15 protein-coding genes are annotated in these 15935 nt (G+C 68.0%); 8 read left to right on the top strand and 7 right to left on the bottom strand.

Features of this window, described 5'->3' with window-relative positions; all coding sequences use genetic code 11:
- The first annotated feature begins 17 nt into the window (after positions 1-17).
- A complete protein-coding gene (locus tag LG334_RS07270) occupies positions 18-1298 on the top strand; it encodes an MFS transporter (protein WP_404384726.1) in 1281 nt (426 codons plus the stop codon).
- Between the two features lie 127 nt (positions 1299-1425).
- Here LG334_RS07270 and LG334_RS07265 read toward each other — a convergent pair whose 3' ends face one another.
- Positions 1426-1599: an RSP_7527 family protein gene (locus LG334_RS07265; RefSeq protein ID WP_404384724.1), complete on the bottom strand. Its 174-nt coding sequence runs from the start codon at positions 1597-1599 to the stop codon at positions 1426-1428.
- Positions 1600-1798: 199 nt separating this feature from the next.
- On the opposite strand from LG334_RS07265, the gene LG334_RS07260 reads away from it, so the two are divergent.
- Positions 1799-2692: a 50S ribosomal protein L11 methyltransferase gene (locus tag LG334_RS07260; RefSeq protein ID WP_404384722.1), complete on the top strand. Its 894-nt coding sequence runs from the start codon at positions 1799-1801 to the stop codon at positions 2690-2692.
- A 73-nt stretch (positions 2693-2765) separates the two neighbouring features.
- On the opposite strand, the gene LG334_RS07255 is transcribed toward LG334_RS07260, so the two are convergent.
- The 3 genes from LG334_RS07255 to LG334_RS07245 all read right to left on the bottom strand — a co-directional run bounded on the left by LG334_RS07255 (position 2766) and on the right by LG334_RS07245 (position 4953).
- Entirely contained in the window at positions 2766-3215 is a 450-nt protein-coding gene (locus LG334_RS07255) for a DUF2383 domain-containing protein (RefSeq protein ID WP_404384720.1), read from the bottom strand.
- Positions 3216-3415: 200 nt separating this feature from the next.
- Entirely contained in the window at positions 3416-4036 is a 621-nt protein-coding gene (locus LG334_RS07250) for a phospholipid-binding protein MlaC (RefSeq protein WP_404384718.1), read from the bottom strand.
- Between the two features lie 74 nt (positions 4037-4110).
- Complete coding sequence (locus tag LG334_RS07245; RefSeq protein WP_404384716.1) at positions 4111-4953, bottom strand: VacJ family lipoprotein; 843 nt, start codon at positions 4951-4953, stop codon at positions 4111-4113.
- 334 nt (positions 4954-5287) lie between these two features.
- On the opposite strand from LG334_RS07245, the gene LG334_RS07240 reads away from it, so the two are divergent.
- The 6 genes from LG334_RS07240 to LG334_RS07215 all read left to right on the top strand — a co-directional run bounded on the left by LG334_RS07240 (position 5288) and on the right by LG334_RS07215 (position 12315).
- Positions 5288-6286, top strand: a complete 999-nt coding sequence (locus LG334_RS07240) for an ArsR/SmtB family transcription factor (RefSeq protein ID WP_404384714.1) — start codon at positions 5288-5290, stop codon at positions 6284-6286.
- A complete protein-coding gene (metF, locus tag LG334_RS07235; RefSeq protein ID WP_404384712.1) occupies positions 6283-7239 on the top strand; it encodes a methylenetetrahydrofolate reductase in 957 nt (318 codons plus the stop codon). Before LG334_RS07240 ends, metF begins: the two co-directional genes overlap by 4 nt.
- A 53-nt stretch (positions 7240-7292) precedes the next feature.
- Positions 7293-10784, top strand: a complete 3492-nt coding sequence (gene metH, locus LG334_RS07230; RefSeq protein WP_404384710.1) for a methionine synthase — start codon at positions 7293-7295, stop codon at positions 10782-10784.
- A gap of 165 nt (positions 10785-10949) precedes the next feature.
- Positions 10950-11684, top strand: coding sequence for a sporulation protein (locus LG334_RS07225; RefSeq protein ID WP_404384708.1), 735 nt, complete (start codon positions 10950-10952; stop codon positions 11682-11684).
- Positions 11685-11763: 79 nt separating this feature from the next.
- A complete protein-coding gene (locus LG334_RS07220; protein ID WP_404384706.1) occupies positions 11764-12024 on the top strand; it encodes a type II toxin-antitoxin system ParD family antitoxin in 261 nt (86 codons plus the stop codon).
- A 75-nt stretch (positions 12025-12099) separates the two neighbouring features.
- Positions 12100-12315 carry a type II toxin-antitoxin system RelE/ParE family toxin gene (locus LG334_RS07215; protein ID WP_404384704.1) on the top strand — a complete coding sequence of 72 codons (216 nt, stop codon included), beginning with the start codon at positions 12100-12102 and terminating at the stop codon, positions 12313-12315.
- On the opposite strand, the gene LG334_RS07210 is transcribed toward LG334_RS07215, so the two are convergent.
- The 3 genes from LG334_RS07210 to LG334_RS07200 form a co-directional block, all read right to left on the bottom strand.
- Complete coding sequence (locus tag LG334_RS07210) at positions 12312-14105, bottom strand: chloride channel protein (RefSeq protein ID WP_404384702.1); 1794 nt, start codon at positions 14103-14105, stop codon at positions 12312-12314. The two genes, LG334_RS07215 and LG334_RS07210, sit on opposite strands and share 4 nt — an antisense overlap.
- Before the next feature lie 100 nt (positions 14106-14205).
- The gene (locus tag LG334_RS07205; RefSeq protein ID WP_404384700.1) at positions 14206-15243 is read right to left on the bottom strand and encodes a GGDEF domain-containing protein; all 1038 of its coding nucleotides are present in this window, start codon (positions 15241-15243) and stop codon (positions 14206-14208) included.
- A 123-nt stretch (positions 15244-15366) separates the two neighbouring features.
- Positions 15367-15828, bottom strand: coding sequence for a thioesterase family protein (locus LG334_RS07200; RefSeq protein ID WP_404384698.1), 462 nt, complete (start codon positions 15826-15828; stop codon positions 15367-15369).
- Positions 15829-15935: the final 107 nt, after the last annotated feature.

The raw sequence follows: 15935 nt of genomic DNA, 5'->3' as shown, positions 1-15935 counted from the left end.
TGCCGGGAGTTCCGTCCATGTCGTCCGCCGCCCCCGACCGCCCAACCGTCGCCGGACTGCCGCCCGCAGTGTGGCTGGTGATCGTCGCCGGCTGCCTGGTGGGCTTGCTGAACTTCGGCGTGCGTTCGGGCTTCGGCCTGTTCCTGGAGCCCATGAGCGCCGCCCACGACTGGGGGCGCGAAGTGTTCTCCGTCGCCATCGCCGTGCAGAACCTCATGTGGGGCCTGGGCCAGCCGTTTGCCGGCGCCATCGCCGACCGCTACGGCACCGCCCGCGTCCTGGTGGCCGGCGGCGTCCTCTATGCGGCGGGAACGGCGCTGATGGCGGTCAGCTCGACGCCGCTTGCCATCACCGTGACCGGCGGGTTCATCGTCGGGCTGGGGCTCGCGGGGTCCTCCTTCGCCATCGCGCTGTCGGCCATGGCGCGCAACGTGCCGGAGGACCGGCGGTCCTGGGTGCTGGGGCTGGGGACGGCCACCGGATCGCTCGGCCAGTTCCTCATGGTGCCGCTGGGCCAGGGGTTCATCGCGGAATACGGCTGGCAGACGGCGCTGGTGCTGCTGGCGCTGTTCGCGCTGCTGATCGCGCTGCTCGCCCCGGCCCTGCGCGGCAAGCCCGGATCGGGCAAGGGCGGCGTCGGCGCGGCAGCGGTGGCGGAAATGGAGCAGACCCTGGGTGCCGCGCTGAAGGAGGCCGCCGCCCACAAGGGATACGTCCTGCTGTTCCTGGGCTTTTTCGTCTGCGGCTTCCACGTCGCCTTCATCCAAGTTCACCTGCCCGCCTATCTGGTGGACAAGGGCCTGAGCCCGGCGCTGGGCGCCTGGGCGCTGGGGCTGGTGGGGCTGTTCAACGTGATCGGCGCCTATACGTCCGGCATTCTCTCGGGCCGGTTCAGCAAAAAGATGGTGCTGTCGGGCATCTATTTCGGACGGGCGATCATCATCGCCCTGTTCCTGCTGGTGCCGATCTCGGCCACGACCGTGCTGCTGTTTTCCGCCGCCATGGGCCTGTTGTGGCTGTCGACGGTGCCCGCCACGTCGGGACTGGTGGCGCAGATTTTCGGCCCGCGCTACATGGCGACGCTGTTCGGCATCGTCTTCCTGGGCCACCAGCTGGGGGCGTTCCTGGGCGTGTGGCTGGGCGGCGCGCTCTATGACGCCACGGGCAGCTACGACGTGGTGTGGTGGGCCGGCGTGGTGCTGGCGCTGACCGCCGCCGCCCTGCATTGGCCCATCGACGAACGCCGGGTGGTGCGGCAACCGGCCGCCGAGCCCGTGGCCGGCGAAGCGCAGGCGTGAAAAGACCCGCCCTCCGACCAGCCCAAGGGGACGGGCAAGACGGACGGCGGGTCCTTCAGGCGATCACCCACCGGGGGAGACCCCGGCGACCTCGAACCGGGATGAGGCCGGCAGGGGATCGGAAACGTCAGTGCGCGGCGTGGGCGCCGTGGTGGCCGCCGATATGCAGCACCTCGCGCAGCCAGGCCAGCGCGCCGCGCATCATGCGGCTGCATTCCTGGGCGCGCATCTCGTGCGCACGGCGCTCGTAGGCGCGGATCTCGTCGAAGTCGGGAACGTGGTATTCGGTCTGCGTGCTCATGTCTGCTCTCTTCGGCCCCGCCGGGAACGGGGCGCTGTGCTTGGGGGGAAGGCATCAATTCCGTAAGGGACTATAGGCGCCTCCGACCGGAAGTGGTGGCGGGTTTGTGCGCCGCGGCATTGCGCGGCGCGCATGACTTTCGGCCCCGCCTCTGCTAGGAAGGCGCGACCCTCCCCACCACGAGAGTTTCAGGCGACCCATGACGGCCAAGGATTCCGCAGACATCTGGCGCATTCAGGCGACCGTGCCCAAGGAGGCCGTGCCTGTCTTCGAGGCGGCGCTGGAGGAACACGCCACCGCCGTGCTCGCCTTCGAGATCCAGGACGGCCCGGACAAGGACCTGTGGCGCCTGGACGGCTTCGGCGAGGGCGAGCCGGACCGCCCGGCCGTGGTCGCCGCCGTGGCCCTGGCCGCCAAGGTGGCCGGCATTCCCGAGCCCGAGGTGACCATCGCCAGGGAGCAGCCGCGCAACTGGCTGGCGGAGAACCTGCAAAGCTTCCCGCCCATCCGCGCCGGCCGCTATTTCGTCCACGGCAGCCACCACGAGGACCCGCCGCCTGTCGGCACCATTCCGCTGCTGGTGGACGCCGCCACCGCGTTTGGTTCGGGCGAACACCAGAGCACGCGCGGCTGCCTGCTGGCGCTGGACGAACTGACCGGCCGCCGGTCGTTCCGCAACGTGCTGGACATGGGCTGCGGCACCGGCATCCTGGGCATCGCCGCCGCCCTGACGGTGAACGCGCCGGTCACGGCGGTGGACATCGACGCCGAGGCGGTGCGGGTGACCGACTTCAACGCCCGGCGCAACGCCGTCGGCCCGCGCGTGGCCTCCTACGCCGGCGACGGCTTCAAGCTGGGTGTCGTGAAGCGCCGCGGCCCCTACGACCTGATCTTCGCCAACATCCTGGCCCGCCCGCTCATGCGCATGGCCAAGGACGTCTCCGCCAACCTGGCGCCCGGCGGCAAGGTGATCCTGGCGGGCCTGCTGCAACGGCAGGAACGCATGGTGCTGTCGGCCTACCGCATGCAGGGGCTGGTGCTGGAAAAGCGCTACAAGCTGGACCCCTGGGCAACGCTGGTGCTCAGCCGTTAATGCAGACGAAGAAAGGGCGGCGCCCGCACGCGCCGCCCTTCTTACGCCGTCTGTGCCGGTGCCGGTGCCGGCCCTACAGCCGCGCGATGGTTTCCTCTATCCACGCCTTGTGACGGCGCTCGTCGGCCAGGGCGCCGTCGAACATGGTCTTGGCCGCCGGCGTCGCGTCGTCATGGCCGGCGGCGCGTTCATAGGCGGTGTTGGTGTCGTCCTCGTTGGTTTTCATGGCCTGGAGAATGGCCTTGTCACCGGCCATGTCGGCCATCACCACCTTGCCCTTGGTCAGCATCTGCTTGGCGTCGCCGCCGGTGGGCGGGGTGTCGCCCAGTTCGCGCGAAAGCTCGCCGAGCGCCCGAACGTGGTTCTGGTGATCGGAGAGGAAGCCGCGCATGGTTTCCTTGACGGCGGTGTCGTCGATGCGGTCCACGGCCGCCTCATAGGCCGCAATGGCGTCGTATTCCAGGTGGATCAGGTTCTCGACCAGTTTGGTCAGGCTGGATTCGGTGCCGATGGTAGTGACCATGAGCCGCTCCTCTCTTGGACGTTGCGCTGCGAAAGTGCCAGTGCATGTCGCAGGAACGTCCCCCGCCGACCACCGTTCATCATCCTGAAGACCTACTCCGAAGGCCCCTCGGGTCCGGCGCTGTCCGCCACCCGATCGCAAAAAGGCCCGGCACCGCCGACGGCACCGGGCCTTGCAAGCCGGGATCGGGAGACGGTCGATCAGCCGCCCTTCAGCTCCTGCACCTTCTGGGCCAGCTGGTCGTTCAGGCCCGACAGGCCGGACCGCGAGATGATCGAGTCGTATTCGGAACGGTAGGTCAGCGCCATGGACACGCCCTCGACGATGATGTCGACCACCTTGGAGCCGCCCTCGCGCTCGCGCAGGCGCCAGACGATGTTGATGGGCTCGCCGCCCTCGGTGTTGACCACCTGGCTCTCGACGAACAGGCCCTTGTCGTCATCGGGGCGGGTGCCGGTGACCTTGAGTTCCTGTCCGTTGTACTCGTCGAAGCGGCGCGTCCAGATCAGCACGTTGTATTCGCGGAACAGCTTCTGGAAACGGTCGAGCTGCTCCGGATCGGCTCCGCGCGAATGGCGCCCCAGCACGAACCGGGCGGTCGACTCGGTGTCGAAATTGGCCAGGAACATGTCGCGGAAGCGCTGCGTCTTTTCCTGCTGCGGCACATCCGCGGCGATGACTTCGTTGATGCCCTTGTTGGCGATGTTCTCGATGAAGGCCATGCCCTGCTCGGGCGTGATCTCGGCGCGGGCGGCGTTCGGCTGGGCCACCACGGCGACGGCCAGAAGCAGGAAGAGCGGCGCGAGGAAGCGGCGGATCATGGTCGGTCCTTAGCTGAAATCAGTCCGGTGCGAGGGATTACGCCCCAGGGCGCGGCCGGGATGCGGCGGGGCGCCTATTGCGCCCGACCGCCCTCCTGGGTTTCCTCGGCCGGCGCGTCGAAGGCGTCGCCGTCGAAGGCCGCACCATCCATGGCGCCGTTGCCGAAATCGTACTCCGGCAGGTCACTCGACTCGGTGCGGTTCTCGATCTCCGCCGCCCGGCGCTGACGGTAGGCGCTGCGGATGGTGGCGTAGAAGTCGACCGACTCTTCCTTCAGGTTGTTGTATTGCGGGATCAGCTCGGCCCGGGTGTCGATGCCCGAGGCGACGCGGCGGCCCCACGGGAACGCCTCGGCCGAGTTGGCGCGCGCCAGGTAGTTGAACGGGTCCATGAAGCTGTCGACCACCATGCCGATCGTGTCGCGCGGGTTGCTGGGGCCCAGGATGGGCAGCACCAGGTACGGACCGTCCTGCACGCCCCAGACGGCGAGCGTCTGGCCGAAGTCTTCCTCGTGGCGCGGGAAACCGGCCTCGGCCGCGAAGTCGTTGATGCCCGCCAGACCGAAAGTGGAGTTCAGCAGGAACCGCATGAAGGTGTTGAAGGCGCGGTCCGGGTCGCCCTGCAGGATGTCGTTGGCCAGCACGACGGGGGCGCTGAGATTGTTCAGGAAGCTGTCGATCTGGTACTGGAAGTGGCCGGGCACCACGTTCTTGTAGGTCCACGCCACCGGCCGGATCAGGACGGTGTCGACGGCGTCGTTCACCTGGAACATGGCGCGGTTGTAGGTTTCCAGCGGGTCGTTGTCCCGCATGCTCTGCACCGAGGCGTCGTTGCCGCCGGGCGTGACGGCACAGGCCGTGAGCGTGGCGCTGACAAGGACGCAGGCGGCAAGGCGCTTGATGACGGTGGTCGGCATACGGTCCAGCTCTTCTTCTGACAATCCCTTTACGGAGACCATGCATGCGAACAAAGAGCGGCGACGCCGTTCCTGCGCTGCCTGCCGATCCCCCCAATGCGGCGCCGCCGAAAACAGCCCCACGGTTCTGCTGGTATCATATCACCATGATAAATACCAGAACCTGAAACCAAGTTACCCTGCGTCCCCCGCCCGCCGTGGCGAATATGTCGCAGCCATGTCGCCGGCCCGGGGCTCGACTCCACACTGGACAACATATAAAGATATCTTTATATCATGATCCGAGGCGCCGGCAGCGGCGCCACTCATTCTTGCCGAACGGGGAAAAGCGACGGTGGTCCAGCCGCTGGAAACGGTATTGTCGGGCTTGCGCGGCGCCGGGGAGGAAACCCGGCTGCGGCTGCTGGCCCTGTGCAGCCGCGGCGAGCTGACCGTCAGCGACATGACCCGCATCCTGGGCCAGAGCCAGCCGCGCATCTCCCGCCATCTCAAGGTGATGGTCGACGCCGGCCTGCTGGAGCGGTTCCGCGAAGGCGCCTGGGTGTTCTACCGGCTGGCCTACGACGGTGCCGGCGCCGCCGTGGCGCGCGCCATCAGCCGCCTGCTGGACGACCAGGACCCGGTGCTGGCCCTGGACATCACGCGGCTCGAGTCGCTGCGCGCCGAACGCGACGCCGAGGCCGCCGAATACTTCAGCCGCAATGCCGCCGAGTGGGACCGCATCCGCAGCCTGCATGTCGACGATGCCGAGGTGGAGCGCCAGCTTCTGGCCCTTCTGCCGCCCGAGTCGGCCGGCGAGCTTCTGGACATCGGCACCGGCACCGGCCGGGTCCTCACCCTCTACGGCCCGCATGTGGAGCGCGCGGTGGGCGTCGACCGCTCGCGCGAGATGCTGTCGGTCGCCCGCACCTCGCTGGACCGCGAGGGCCTGGCGAACTGCATGGTGCGGCTGGGCGACATGTACCAGTTGCCCGTCGCCGACGGCTCGTTCGACAGCGTCGTCGTTCATCAGGTCCTGCACTACGCCGAGCGCCCGGCCGACGCCCTGGCCGAGGCTGCGCGCGTGCTGCGCCCCGGCGGCCGCCTGGTCGTGGTGGACTTCGCGCCCCACGACCTGGAGGAGCTGCGTCAGGCCCACAACCACCGCCGCCTGGGCTTTTCCGACAAGGACGTGTTCGACTGGTGCGCCGCCGTCGGCCTGACCGCCGGCGCGGTCGCGCACCTGCCGGGCACGCCGCTGACCGTCACCCTGTGGCAGGCCTCCCGGCCCGCCGCCACCGACACCGCCGGGCCCCGCAAGGTGCCGGCCGTTTCAGAGGAGAGTCGACCGTGACCAACGCCGACACCACGCTTGACGCCCTGCGCGCCGGCCTTCCCGTGGCCGAGGCGCCCGTGGGCCCCATCGAGGTGAGCTTCGAATTCTTCCCGCCCAAGACGGAGAAGATGCAGGAGAACCTTTGGGCGGCCATCAAGCGCCTGGAGCCGCTTAATCCCAAGTTCGTCTCCTGCACCTACGGCGCCGGCGGCTCCACCCGCGAGCGCACGCACGAGACGCTGGTCGACATCCGCAACAAGACCAACCTTGAGCCGGCCGCCCACCTGACCTGCGTCAGCGCCACAAAGGAAGAGGTGGACGAGGTCGCCCGCCGCTACTGGGACGCCGGCATCCGCCACATCGTCGCCCTGCGCGGCGACTCGCCCGAGGGCATGGGCGAGAAGTACGTGCCCCATCCCGGCGGCTATGCCTACGCCGCCGACCTGGTGGAAGGGCTGAAGAAGGTCGCCGACTTCGAGATCTCCGTCGCCGCCTATCCGGAAATCCACCCGGAGGCCCAGAGCGCGGACGCCGACATCGACAACCTCAAGCGCAAGCTCGACGCCGGCGCCAGCCGTGCCATCACGCAGTATTTCTTCAATCCCGAGGACTTCCTGCGGTTCCGCGACCGCGTGGCGGCGGCCGGGATTACCGCGCCGCTGGTGCCGGGCATCCTGCCGGTGACCAATTTCGGCACCGTCTGCCGCTTCTCGGCCGCCTGCGGCGCCACCGTGCCCGGATGGATGCACAAGCTGTTCGAGGGACTGGACGACGACCCCACCACCCGCAAGCTGATCGCCGCCACCGTCGCCATCGAGACGGCGCGCAAGCTGGTCAGCGAGGGGGCGCGGGAATTCCACTTCTATACCTTGAACCGCGCCGACCTGACCTATGCCATCTGCCACGTTCTCGGCGTCCGCGCCCAGGCCGAGGCGGCGGAGCCGGCCGAGCCGGCGCCCGCCTCGGCCTGACCGAACGCCCCTTGCATCGTCCCAGCTTTCAGCCCGAAGAGACCGATAGCGCCATGACCGACTTTCTCGACCACCTGCACGACCGCGTTCTCCTGTGCGACGGCGGCATGGGCTCGCTTGTCCAGGCCATGTCCCTGTCGGTGGAGGAGGATTTCCAGGGGCAGGAGAACTGCACGGAAATCCTCACCCGCTCCCGCCCCGACGTGGTGCGCGAAATCCACACGAAGTACCTGGAAGCCGGCGCCGACGTGGTGCAGTCGAACACGTTCGGCGGCAGCACCATCACGCTGGCCGAGTTCGGGCTGCAGGACCAGTGCTTCGAGTTGAACAAGCGCTCGGTGGAGATCGCCCGCGAGGCCTGTGAGCAGTTCTCCGACACGCGCCGGCGCTTCGTGCTGGGCGGCATCGGGCCGGGGACCAAGCTGCCCAGCCTGGGCCACATCGACTACGACAGCCTTGAGGCGGGCTTCGCCGTCCAGTCCAAGGGCCTGATCGCCGGCGGCTGCGACGCCATCCTGATCGAGACCGCGCAGGACCCGCTGCAGGTCAAGGCCGCCATCAACGGCGCCAAGATCGCGCGCGAGGCGGCCGGCGTCTCCATGCCCATCCTGGTGCAGGTCACCGTCGAGACCACAGGCACCATGCTGGTGGGCACCGACATCGCCGGCGCGGCCACCATCATGGAGGCCATGGGCGTCGACAGCCTGGGGTTGAACTGCGCCACCGGGCCGCAGGAAATGGCCGAGCACGTCAACTGGCTGAAGGAGAACTGGCCGCGCGCCATCACCCTCCAGCCCAACGCGGGCCTGCCGGAGCTGCGCGACGGCGCCACCTTCTATCCGCTGACCCCGCGCGAGCTGGCAGACTGGCACAAGCGTTTCGTGCTGGAAGACGGCGTGAACATGATCGGGTCGTGCTGCGGCTCCAATCCCGATCACACCGCCGCCGTCGACGCCATGCTGAAGGACCTGGGCGGCAGCCACGCGCGCCCCAACGTGGTCAAGCGCACGGTGCACTGGACGCCGGGCGTCGCCTCGCTGTACGGCCGCGTCGACATGCGCCAGGAAAACGCTTTCCTGTCCATCGGCGAACGCTGCAACGCCAACGGCTCCAAGAAGTTCCGCGAGCTTCAGGAGGCCGAGGACTGGGACGCCATCGTCGGCGTCGGCCGCGACCAGGTGAAGGAAGGCAGCCACACGCTGGACGTCTGCACCGCCTTCGTCGGCCGCGACGAGGTGCGCGACATGACCAACGTGGTCACGCGCATGCGTGGTGGCATCAACGCGCCGCTGGTGTTCGACTCCACGGAAACGCCGGTGCTGGAAGCGGCGCTGAAGCTGTACGGCGGCAAGGCGATCATCAACTCCATCAACTTCGAGGACGGCGAGGAGCACGCCGCAGACCGCCTTCGCCTGGCCAAGAAGTTCGGTGCCGCCGTGGTGGCGCTCACCATCGACGAAGAGGGTATGGCGAAGACGGCCGAGGCCAAGCTGGCGATCGCCAAGCGCCTGTACGACTTCGCGGTCAACAAGCACGGCCTGCCGGCGTCGGACCTGATGTTCGACCCGCTGACCTTCACCATCTGCACCGGCAACGAGGACGACCGCAAGCTGGGGCTGGAGACACTCGACGCCATCGAGATGATCGCCAAGGAACTCCCCGACGCGCAGATCATCCTGGGGCTGTCCAACATCTCGTTCGGCCTCAAGCCCGCCGGCCGACACGTTCTCAACTCCGTGTTCCTGGACCACGCGGTCAAGCGCGGCATGACGGGCGCCATCGTGCACGTCTCCAAGATCATGCCGCTGCACAAGATCCCCGAGGAGGAGGTCAAGGCCGCCGAGGACCTGATCTTCGACCGCCGGGCCGAGGGCTACGACCCGCTGCACGCCTTCATCGACAAGTTCAAGGACCGCACCGTCGCGGCCGTCGAGAAGACCCGCCCGGAAACGGTCGAGGAGCGCCTGAAGGAGCGCATCATCGACGGCGACCGCAAGGGTATCGACGAGGATCTGGCCGAGGCGATGGAGAAGTACCCGCCGCTGGAGATCATCAACACCCTGCTGCTCGACGGCATGAAGGTGGTCGGCGAGCTGTTCGGCGCCGGCAAGATGCAGCTTCCCTTCGTGCTGCAATCCGCCGAGACCATGAAGGCCGCCGTCGCGTGGCTCGAGCCGCACATGGAGAAGATCGAGGGCCAGGAGAAAGGCACGCTGGTGCTCGCCACCGTGAAGGGCGACGTCCACGACATCGGCAAGAACCTGGTGGACATCATCCTGACCAATAACGGCTACAAGGTCATCAATCTGGGCATCAAGCAGCCCGTCGCCTCCATCATCGCCGCGGCCAAGGAGCACAAGGCCGACGCGGTGGGCATGTCGGGCCTGCTGGTGAAGTCCACCGTCATCATGCGCGAGAACCTGGAGGAGATGACCCGCGAGGGCCTCGACATCCCGGTGATCCTGGGCGGTGCCGCCCTGACGCGGAACTACGTGGAAACCGACTGCGTGGAGGCCTACGGTGCCAAGCGCGTGGCCTATGCCCGCGACGCCTTCGACGGCCTGAACCTGATGGCGCGCATCGCCGACAAGAGCTTCGACGAGCACTTGCAGAAGGCGCAGGAAAAGCGGGCGTCCAAGCCCTCCACCCGCAACCCCGCCAAGATCGCGGCCGAGGCCGCCAAGCAGGTCCAGCGCCCCGTCGACTTCGAGGCCGTGAAGACCCGCCGGCATGAGCTGGCCGCCAAGGCCCCGGTGCCGACACCGCCGTTCTGGGGTCCGCAGGTGGTGGAGAGCGTGCCCGTCAAGGCGCTGGTGCCGTACCTGTCGGAGACCATGCTCTATCAGTTCCAGTGGGGCTTCAAGAAGCAGGGCCGGTCGCTGGCGGACTGGAAGAAGTGGGCCGACCAGGAGGTGCGCCCCATTCTCGCGCGCATGATCGACCTGTGCGAGAAGGAGCAGATCCTCCAGCCGCAGGCCATCTACGGCTACTGGAAGGCCGCCGCGCACGAGAACAGCCTGATCGTCTTCGACCAGGACGGCGAGACGGAGCTGACCCGCTTCGACTTCCCGCGCCAGAACGTCGAGGACGGCATCTGCATCTCCGACTTCTTCCGCGACGTCGACTCGGGCGAGCGGGACGTGGTCGGCTTCCAGGTGGTGACCATGGGGCAGAAGGCCTCCGACGTGGCGCGCGAGTGGTTCGCCGACAACCGCTATCAGGACTACCTGTACCTGCACGGCCTGTCGGTGGAGATGGCCGAGGCGCTGGCGGAATACATCCACAAGCGCATCCGCGCCGAACTGGGCTTCGCGTCCGAGGAAGGCCGCGACATCGAGAAGCTGCTCAAGCAGGAATACCGCGGCAGCCGCTTCAGCTTCGGCTATCCCGCCTGCCCCAACCTGTATGACCAGGAAAAGCTGCTGGCCCTGCTGGGGGCGGAGCGCATCGGCATCCAGATGGCCGAGGAAGGCCAGATGCACCCCGAGCAGTCGACGTCCGCGCTGGTCTGCCATCATCCGCAGGCGAAGTACTTCAACGTCTAGCACCGCGACGGCTTCGGGGGACCCCGGTCCCCCGATCCTCCGCCATCCGTTTGCCCTAATTCCAATGGACAAAAGGCCGGAGGGTTTGGGAGGCTGTGCTTCCCAAGCCGGTGCGGGCGGCAGCCCGCGCGCGAAGCGCAGCTATCAACGCGGAGGCACATCACCATGCTCAAGAACGTTCTCGCCAGCATCGGCATTGGCGGCATGAAGGTCGACACGCTGGTCGACCAGCCGGAGATCGAGGCCGGCGGCCGGCTTTCGGGCGTGGTGACAATCAAGGGCGGCGACGTGCCCCAGCGCATCGATGCCATCGTGCTGGAACTGATGACCCGGTGCATCGTCGAGGCGCGCAACGACCAGAAGGTCCATGCCGAAATCGAGGTGGCCGCCGCCCGTGCCGCCGCCGACATCGAGGTGGCGCCCAAGCAGGAGCTTGAGCTGCCCTTCGACATGGACGTGCCGGTCTTCGCGCCGCTGTCCGTCGGCCCCACCAAGACCGCGCTGCGCACCCGCCTGGACGTGCCCCAGGCCATCGACCCGCGTGACAGCGACGCCGTGCGCATCCTGCCCAACGCCGCCATGCGGTCGGTGTTCCAGGGCATGGAAATGGCCGGCTTCCGCATTGCCGAGGTAGAGGTGGAGCACAACCCGCGCCACGCCCCGCCGTTCACCCAGGAGTTTGACTTCAAGCCCTCCAGCGTCCGTGACTGGGGCGTGGAGGAAGTGGAGATCGCCTTCCGTCCCGGCGCCGGCGGCGGCATGGACGTGCTGGTGACGGTGGATCGCCGCGGCGGCCTGTTCAGCTTCGGCGGCGAGCGCGGCTACCGCTTCAAGGTGCCGCCCAAGGGCGTCGAACCGAGCGACGTGGCGGCGGCGGTGCGCCAGGCCATCGGCCGCTGATCGCCGCGACGGCGGAGCCTCCCTCTTGAGAGGTTTGGCAAACTTTGCCATTATCCTAGGAAACCAAGGAGGTTCCGCCATGGCGACCATGAACGTTTCCCTGCCCGATCCCATGAAGGACTGGGTCGAGGCCCAGGCCCGCACCGGCCGCTACAGCAATGCCAGCGACTACGTCCGCGACCTGATCCGCCGCGACCAGGAGCGGGCGGCGGCACTGGCCGAGCTTCAGGCCCTGGTGACGGAGGGCATCAACAGCGGCATCAGTGATCGGACGACCGACGACGTCTGGGAGGACGTTCGTCGGCGCGCGGGCGCGGAGAGGCCGAGACATGACGGTTAGGCTGTCACCGAGCGTCTGAACGATCTTGACGACATTCTGTCTTACACGTGGCGTACGTTCGGCGAGGAACAGGCCGTGCGCTACAAACAAGGCTTCGATGCCACGCTCGACGTCCTCGATCAGGCGCCGCTGATCGCCCGGGAGCGGCTGGATGTGGACCCGCCGGTCCGCCTCCATCCGTACCGCTCGCACGTTATCGTGTATCGCGTCATCGACGACGGCATCCTGATCGTGCGCCTGCTGCATGCACGGCAGGATTGGCTGACGGCGATGCATCCGGACGAAGGCTAGAACGGCGTCGCCGGCCCCTTGTGGTCGCCGCGCTCCTCCGCCCGCGCCTCCATCAGCGCACGGTTGAAGGCCAGCAGGGCCTCGCTTTCGTGGACGCAGCCGACGAACTTGCGGGTTTCCTCGTGCGCCACCACGGCCACATGCTCCTTCTTGCTGTCGAGCATGGTGTTGAGCGCCCGCTCCAGGCTGTCGTCGGCTTCCAGCAAGGGGGCGTCGCGACGGCAGACGTCCGACGCATTCACCAGATCGTCCAGCGCCGGGTCGAAGGCCGCTTCCGACAGGTCGGCCAGCGTGATGGTGCCGACGAAGCGGCCGTCCTTCTGCTCCACCACGAACAATTCCGCATAGGGCGTGCGCTGGAGGTACTCGCGCACGGTCTTCAGCCGCGTACCGGGATGGACCGTCAGGCAGTCCGGGTTGACCACGTCGCGCACCCGCAGGGTCTTCAGAAGCCGCACCTCGTGCCCGCCGATGCGCAGACCCCGGCGCTCCAGGCACCAGTGGAACCAGCTGGTGATGCCGCCAAGTTGCGCGGTGACCACGTTGGAGATCACCACGGCCACCATCACGGCGATGGTCAGGCCGTAGTCGCTGGTCAGCTCGAAGATGATCAGCACCGTCGAGATGGGCGCCCCCAGCACCGCCGAGGACACCGCCCCCATGCCGACCACGGCATAGGCGCCGCTGCCCGACGACAACTCCGGGAAGGCGCTGGTCGCCACGATCCCGAAGGCGCCGCCCACCAGCGCCCCCACCGCCAGGCTGGGCGAAAAGACGCCGCCGCCGAAGCCGAAGCCCAGCGACACCGACGTTGCGACGATCTTCGCCACCGCGCAGGCGGTCAGGAACAACAGCGGCAGCGTGCCCGACAAGGCGTTGTCGGTGACCTCGTAGCCCACCCCCAGAACCTCGGGATACCAGATGGCGAGCACGCCCAGCACCAGGCCGGCCGCGGCGGGACGGGCCCAGCGCGGCAGGCGCGAGCGCTCGGCCGCCTTCTCGCCCCAGACGATGCCGTGCATGAACACCAGCGCCACCAGGCCGCACAGGATGCCCAGCCCCGCGAAGGCCGGGAACTCCCACACGTTCACCTGGTGTATGGTCGGGATCATGAAGGCCGGGAAGTCGCCGAACCAGCCGCGGCTCATCATCGTGCCGGTGACGGACGCAATCACCACCGGCGCCAGGGCCCGCATGGCGTAGTGGCCGACGATCACTTCGTGGGCGAACAGCACGCCGGCGATGGGGGCATTGAAGCTGGCCGCCACCGCCGCCGCCGCCCCGCAGCCCAGCAGCACCCGCGACAGCGACCGGCCGAAGTGCAGGCGCTCCGCCAGCCAGGCCGAGACCGCGGCCCCCAGCGTCACCGCCGGCCCCTCGCGCCCCACCGAGGCGCCGGCGCCCAGGGACAGGGCCGCGCCCACGACCGCCATCAGGCCGGGCCGCACGGGCATCCGCCCGCCCTTGAAGGCGGCTGCCTCGATCACTTCCGGGATGCCCAGCGGCCGGCGCCCAGGCATGAGCAGCTTGTAGAAAATGCCCACGACAAGTCCACCGACCACCGGTGCCAGCATCACCCAGTACCACGGCAGGGCGCGAGCCACCGATGCAAGGTGTTCGTCGGGCGATCCGTAATAAAGGGCCTGGATGTGGTCGATGGCCTCGCGGAACAGCACCACGCCGAAGCCCACCGTCAGCCCCACCACCAGCGCCAGGCCGCCCAGGATCAACTGGTCGTTGCGCACGAGACGGCGGAGGCGGAGCAGAATCTGGCTAGGCTTGAGCTTCAACGACGGCACCGGCGAACCTGAGGGTCGCGCCAACCTTACCGGTTTCGCCTTTCGGATGCATCCCCGGACTAACGCGCGGCACGCCGACCGGAGCGCGACGTCAGCCGGCGTCCGCGCGTTCCAGGTCGCGCTGGGACACCACGCGGTTGCGGCCGGTGCGCTTGGCCGCGTACAGGGCCTCGTCAGCGCGCTGAACGAAGCCGGTCAGCGGCTCCCCCAGGGCCATTTCCGCCACGCCCACGGATAGCGTCACGCGGCCCAGGTCCTGATTGGTGCGGCGGTTGATGACACGCCGGCCGGCCACGGTGCGGCGGATCTTCTCGGCGATGGTCGACGCCTCGGTGATGGTGCAGTTGGGCAGGATGACCGAGAACTCCTCGCCGCCATAGCGCGCGGTCGTGTCGTTCTCGCGCACGCACTGGACCATGGAGCGCGCCACCAGCTTCAACACCTGATCGCCCAGCGGATGGCCGTGGGTGTCGTTGAAGGCCTTGAAGTGGTCGATGTCGACCATGAGCAGGCTGAGAAACGTGCCGTTGGCCTGGGCCTTGGCGCTTTCCTCGGTCAGCACCCGGTCGAAAATCTTGCGGTTGCTGATGCCCGTCAGCGCGTCGGTGGAGGCCTCTTCCTCCAGCGTGTCCAGGTTCCGGCGCAGGTCCTCCACCTCCTTGCGGCTGGCGCTCAGCTTCTGCTCCAGCTTGCGGTTCAGCTGGGTCATGCGGCGGGTCTCGGCCAGCATGGCCGCCAGCCGATCGCCGTCGCCACCGTGCTGCATGGCGCCCGAAAAACTCTCCAGCGTCTGGCCGTAGGCCTGCGCTCCGGCCTGGGCCGTGCCCACGGCCGTCGCAACCGAGGTCATGGTGTCATGCAGGCGGCGCGAGGCGTCGTCGATGCCGTCGCGGGTGTCGCGGCTGCCGATGTGGCGCTGGTAGAGGCTTTCACAGACCTCGGGCGTGAAGGCCGTGCCGCGCGCCAGCATGTGGTCGATCTCCTGCCGCAGCTCGGGCAGGCTGTCGGCCACATAGGCGTACCACATCTCGTAGTTGTTCGGCGTCGGCGCGACCTTCAGCGCCTTCATGCGCTCGAACGCCGTGACCGCACAGGTCACCGCGCGCTCCATGCTGTGCGCGAACTGCATCCCTCAGGCTTCCCCAAAACGCCCCACACTATGTCGTTAGTCTTACGCCCGATGAAAGCCCACGTCACCCCCGCGCCGTGTGGGAACCGTAAAAAAACCGGAAAGCCCCGCCTGCCGCGGCTTTCAGCGCTTGCCGATGGCACGGCCGGCCTGCTCCGGCCACGGCGCGTCGAAGGCGGCAACGGCCGACTCCAGCGCCGCGCGGACGTCATCGGGCCAGGGCGCGGTGCGGCGGGTGGCCATGTCGACGTGCAGGATCATCACCTCGTTGGTGGCGGCCAGGAAACCTTCCGTCCCGTGCTTCATGCGGTGGAACAGGCGCAACGTCTTGCCGCCCACCTCCAGCGGCCGGCTGTGGACGGTCAGCGGGTCGCCCTCGTGCACCTCGCGGTCGTAGGTCACATGCGCCTCCACCACGAAGACGGAGTTGCCGGTGCGCTCCCGCCAGGCGGCATCCATCCCCACCGAATCCAGAAAGGTGTCGGTGGCGTGGTCGAAGGCCAGCACGTAGTAGGCGACGTTCATGTGGCCGTTGTAGTCCACCCAGTCGGGCTTGACGGTTTCCTGGTGGGGTTGCGCGGTCACGGGCGTCCTCCTCTTCGGCGTATGCATGGCCGCATTGTGCGCGATGGCAGCGCACGGCGCATCTTTCCGTTATACTGTCAGAACCATGCCGAATGAAAACGACGCGA

The organism is Caenispirillum salinarum, from assembly GCF_044803115.1.
Taxonomy (GTDB): domain Bacteria; phylum Pseudomonadota; class Alphaproteobacteria; order Rhodospirillales; family Rhodospirillaceae; genus Caenispirillum; species Caenispirillum salinarum_A.
Note: the sequence above shows the minus strand (reverse complement) of the source record. Positions and strands in the feature narration are given on the sequence as shown.

Coding starts and splice junctions, on each gene's coding strand:
- LG334_RS07270 (WP_404384726.1), top strand. CDS start 18: ATGTCGTCCGCCGCCCCCGACCGCCCAACCGTCGCCGGACTGCCGCCC.
- LG334_RS07265 (WP_404384724.1), bottom strand. CDS start 1,599: ATGAGCACGCAGACCGAATACCACGTTCCCGACTTCGACGAGATCCGC.
- LG334_RS07260 (WP_404384722.1), top strand. CDS start 1,799: ATGACGGCCAAGGATTCCGCAGACATCTGGCGCATTCAGGCGACCGTG.
- LG334_RS07255 (WP_404384720.1), bottom strand. CDS start 3,215: ATGGTCACTACCATCGGCACCGAATCCAGCCTGACCAAACTGGTCGAG.
- LG334_RS07250 (WP_404384718.1), bottom strand. CDS start 4,036: ATGATCCGCCGCTTCCTCGCGCCGCTCTTCCTGCTTCTGGCCGTCGCC.
- LG334_RS07245 (WP_404384716.1), bottom strand. CDS start 4,953: ATGCCGACCACCGTCATCAAGCGCCTTGCCGCCTGCGTCCTTGTCAGC.
- metH (WP_404384710.1), top strand. CDS start 7,293: ATGACCGACTTTCTCGACCACCTGCACGACCGCGTTCTCCTGTGCGAC.
- LG334_RS07225 (WP_404384708.1), top strand. CDS start 10,950: ATGCTCAAGAACGTTCTCGCCAGCATCGGCATTGGCGGCATGAAGGTC.
- LG334_RS07220 (WP_404384706.1), top strand. CDS start 11,764: ATGGCGACCATGAACGTTTCCCTGCCCGATCCCATGAAGGACTGGGTC.
- LG334_RS07205 (WP_404384700.1), bottom strand. CDS start 15,243: ATGCAGTTCGCGCACAGCATGGAGCGCGCGGTGACCTGTGCGGTCACG.